The following is a 3,591-nucleotide window of genomic DNA, read 5'->3' on the forward strand; positions in this document are numbered from 1 at the left end:
GCACCTCCTCTCGGAGGTTTCCGCCTCCCCGTCAGACGGGGCCGGCGGAGGCGCCTGGACCAGCGGCTCGATCCGTATCCGGACGGCCCGGCTCAAACACGAAACGGGAGCAGGCCTCGAAGACCGCCCCCGGCGCATGATCGATCACGGCCCTTCGGACAGGGGCGATGTAATGCAAGCCGGGCGCCGGAGCAAGGCCGAAGCCCGCTCCGGAGCATCAATATCGCCCGATCCCGCCCGTTCGCGGCCGCCATCATGCGGCATCCCCTATTCGAGGGAGTCCGACCCGCCTGACATCGCGTAGCTTCCCCGACTTCTCGCTTCATGCGAGGCTGCGGGCGAATTTCGTCCGCGATTTGGGAGGGGTGCTATGGGTTGGGCCATTCTGGGGCTGATCGCCGTCCTCGTCGTCTACCTGATCATGACCTATAACGGCCTCGTCGCGATGCGGCAGCGCACAAACCAGGCCTTCGCCGATATCGACGTGCAACTGAAGCAGCGCCACGACCTGATCCCGAATCTCGTCGAGACGGTGAAGGGCTATGCGACGCATGAGAAATCGACGCTCGATGCCGTGATCGCCGCCCGCAACGCGGCCCAGGGCGCCGGCACCGTCCACGACAAGGCCGCGGCCGAGCAGCAACTCTCCGGCGCCGTCGGCCGGCTGCTCGCACTCGGCGAGGCCTATCCCGACCTGAAGGCATCAGCCAATTTCCAGCAGCTCCAGGTCGATCTCGGCAATGTCGAGGACAAGCTCGCGGCGGCGCGGCGCTTCTTCAACAATGCGGTCGGCGAGTTCAACGCCGCGATCCAGGCCTTCCCGGCCGTGCTGTTCGCCCCACAGATGGGCTTCACCCAGCGCGAGTTCTTCGATGTCGGGCCAGAGACCAGGGCGCAGATCGAGGTCGCGCCCAGCGTGAAGTTCTGACGGCGCGTCCTTCCAGGCAGCGGGAGCGGCTGCGATGGCCCAGGCCTTCGGGCTCTATACCCACCAACGCAACAACCGGATCAGGTCAAACGCCCTGATCGTCGGGCTATTCCTGCTGGTCTATCTCACGGCCTGGGGCCTGCTGCTCGTCGCCTTCGGCTATGGCGGCGTGCCGCGCGGGCGCACTGCCTTCGGCGAGGCGGGCCGCGTCTTCCGCTCCTGGTTCCCCTTCATCACCGCAGCAGCGATGCTCTGGGTCTTCGTCGGCTTCCGCATGAATGTCGCGATGATCAACGCGGTCACGGGATCGAAGGGGCTCGCGCGTGAGGACAATCCCAAGCTCTACCGCATGCTGGAAAACCTCTGCATCTCGCGCGGGCTGCCGATGCCGAAGCTCGCCATCGTCGAGAGCGAGGCGCTCAACGCCTTCGCCAGCGGCGTCAACGACAGCCAGTTCACGGTCAGCGTCACGACCGGACTGCTGGCCCAGCTCAACGATGCCGAGGTCGAGGCGGTGCTGGCGCATGAACTCACCCATATCCGCAATGGCGACGTCCGGCTGATGGTGATCGCCGTGGTGATCGCCGGCGTCGTCTCCTTCATCGGCGAGATCGTGTTCCGCGGCTTCGGGCGCAGCCGGATCAGGGTTTCCTCGGACGATGCCAAGAAGGGCAACGGGCTCGCCATCGTCGTCGGCATCGCGGTGATCGCGATTTCCTGGTTCCTGGCCGTGCTGATCCGCCTCTCGCTGTCGCGCTCGCGCGAGTACCTTGCCGATGCCGGTGCCGTCGAACTGACCAAGAACCCCGACGCGATGATCTCCGCCCTGCTCAAGATTTCCGGCCGGGCCGATATCGAGGGCGTACCGTCCGGCGTGATGGATATGTGCTTCGAGAACGACCCGGACGATTTCGCCGACCTGTTCTCGACCCACCCTTCCGTCACCAAGCGCGTTCAGGCGCTGATCGAGACCGCCGGCGGCCGGATGCCGGCGATGCCGCCACATCCGCCGAAGATCGGCGAGCGCCAGGACCTGCCGACCATGGTCGAGGAAACCGCAGCGCGCGGCCCTTGGGCACGGCCGCCGCAGGGGCCCGGCCAAGCCTGATCAGGCACCGAGCTTTGCCGGGTCGATCTCGAAAACCACGGGGTAGAAGGTACTCCAGCGGTTCCAGCGCTGCGTGCCGGCCTCGCTGACGGCCCAGAGCTTGCCGTCGGAGGCGAGGCCGAGGTCCTCGATGCCGCCGGGCACAGGGTAACGCGCCAGAACGGTGCCGGTCGCGGGATCGAGCTGCGACAAAAAGGCCGGCCGGTTGCCGGAGCTCTGCGAAATCCAGACCTTACCGCCCCTGTCGAAGGTGGCGCCTTGCGCGAAGAGCGGCAACGGGAGGATCGACCGGCTGTCGCCCAGGCCGATCGGCGCTTCGCCGCCGGCCAGGATGCGGTCGACGGGGACGGCATGCAGGTTCGGCGCGCCTTCGCGGCGATAGGGACCGAACCAGAGCGCATCCTCGGAAGCCGCCAGGAAGGACGGCCCCATCTGCTTGTCGACGCGCACCTCCTTCAACGGCGCGCATTCGCCGGTGCGGCAGGATTCCTTGAAATCGAGCGCCAGAAGCCGGCCCGAATTGGCGACGAACAAGGTGTCCCGCGCCGTGGCGAGACCGCCGGGATGGCCATAGGTCGCCGGCAGCGCGAAGCTGCCGAGCAGGCGCCCGTCCCGGCGCGAGAGCCTGAACAGCCGCGCCGGACCGTTGTCCTGCTCGCGGTCGGTGCTGCGATAGGCTGCGACCAGAACCTCGTCGCCGAAGACCGTGAGCCCCTGCGGGACATAGCCCTCGTTGAGACCGGGCGACCAGTAGCGCCGGCCGATCGCGGCGGCATTGGGCACGTCCGTAAGCTCGCGCGCATCATAGCTCGGCGCGTCACCCGGCAAGGCAGGGCGTGCACGCGCGGCCGAGGCCAGGCACAGGCCGGCCCCTACCATCAACATGCGGCGCCGATCGAGGATCATCGCCCCTCCGTCGCCCATTCCAGCGCTTCCTCCAGGCGATCGTCGCCCCAGAAGAGCTCGCCATCGCCGGCCACGAAGAAGGGCGCCCCGAAGATGCCGATCGACTTGGCATATTCGATCTCGGCCTTGAGGCGACCCTTGACCTCCTCGCTGCGCGAGAGCGGCATGGCGACATTGGGATCGCTGCCCGCCTCCTTGAGCGCCGCGCTCAGCACGGCCTCCTCGGCGATGTTGCGGCCTTCGCAGAATTGCGCCCGGAACAACGCCTTCGAGAAGACGGGCGTCCAGCCACCGTCGCGGCCGGCGAGCGCCAGCCGCGCGGCCGTCAGGGAATTCTGGGGAAAATTGTCGGGCTTGACGAGCGTGATCCCCTGCCGGCGCCCGCGGCGCGCGGTATCGCGCCACATATAGCGTCCCTTGCTGGGGTAGAGCGAGAAGGGCGAGGTGTTCCAGCCCTGCGCCGCGAAGATCGGCCCGAGCAGGAAGGGCCGCCAGCGCAAGGTAACGCCGGCTTTTTCCGCCAGCTCTTCGATTCTGAGGGCACTCAGACAGGAATAGGGCGACGCGAACTCATACCAGAAGTCCAAAGCGGGGCGATTCGGCATTCAGCCTCCGAACAGGTCGTCATGTCGTGTCGCGCCCGATCGAG

General features: G+C 67.2%; 4 protein-coding genes. 2 read left to right on the top strand and 2 right to left on the bottom strand.

Going from position 1 to position 3,591, the window contains the following annotated elements:
- The first annotated feature begins 370 nt into the window (after window positions 1-370).
- Window positions 371-928, top strand: a complete 558-nt coding sequence (locus Q0Q36_RS25020) for a LemA family protein (protein WP_293802596.1) — start codon at window positions 371-373, stop codon at window positions 926-928.
- Between the two features lie 34 nt (window positions 929-962).
- The gene (locus Q0Q36_RS25025; protein ID WP_293802598.1) at window positions 963-2,036 is read left to right on the top strand and encodes a M48 family metallopeptidase; all 1,074 of its coding nucleotides are present in this window, start codon (window positions 963-965) and stop codon (window positions 2,034-2,036) included.
- On the opposite strand, the gene Q0Q36_RS25030 is transcribed toward Q0Q36_RS25025, so the two are convergent.
- Together Q0Q36_RS25030 and Q0Q36_RS25035 are read right to left on the bottom strand one after the other, a co-directional pair.
- Window positions 2,037-2,942 carry a hypothetical protein gene (locus Q0Q36_RS25030; RefSeq protein WP_293802600.1) on the bottom strand — a complete coding sequence of 302 codons (906 nt, stop codon included), beginning with the start codon at window positions 2,940-2,942 and terminating at the stop codon, window positions 2,037-2,039.
- Window positions 2,939-3,547, bottom strand: a complete 609-nt coding sequence (locus Q0Q36_RS25035; protein WP_265058016.1) for a 2-hydroxychromene-2-carboxylate isomerase — start codon at window positions 3,545-3,547, stop codon at window positions 2,939-2,941. The genes Q0Q36_RS25030 and Q0Q36_RS25035 overlap by 4 nt, the downstream gene beginning before the upstream one ends.
- Window positions 3,548-3,591: the final 44 nt, after the last annotated feature.

This window comes from uncultured Allobosea sp. (genome assembly GCF_945957345.1).
Taxonomy (GTDB): domain Bacteria; phylum Pseudomonadota; class Alphaproteobacteria; order Rhizobiales; family Beijerinckiaceae; genus Allobosea.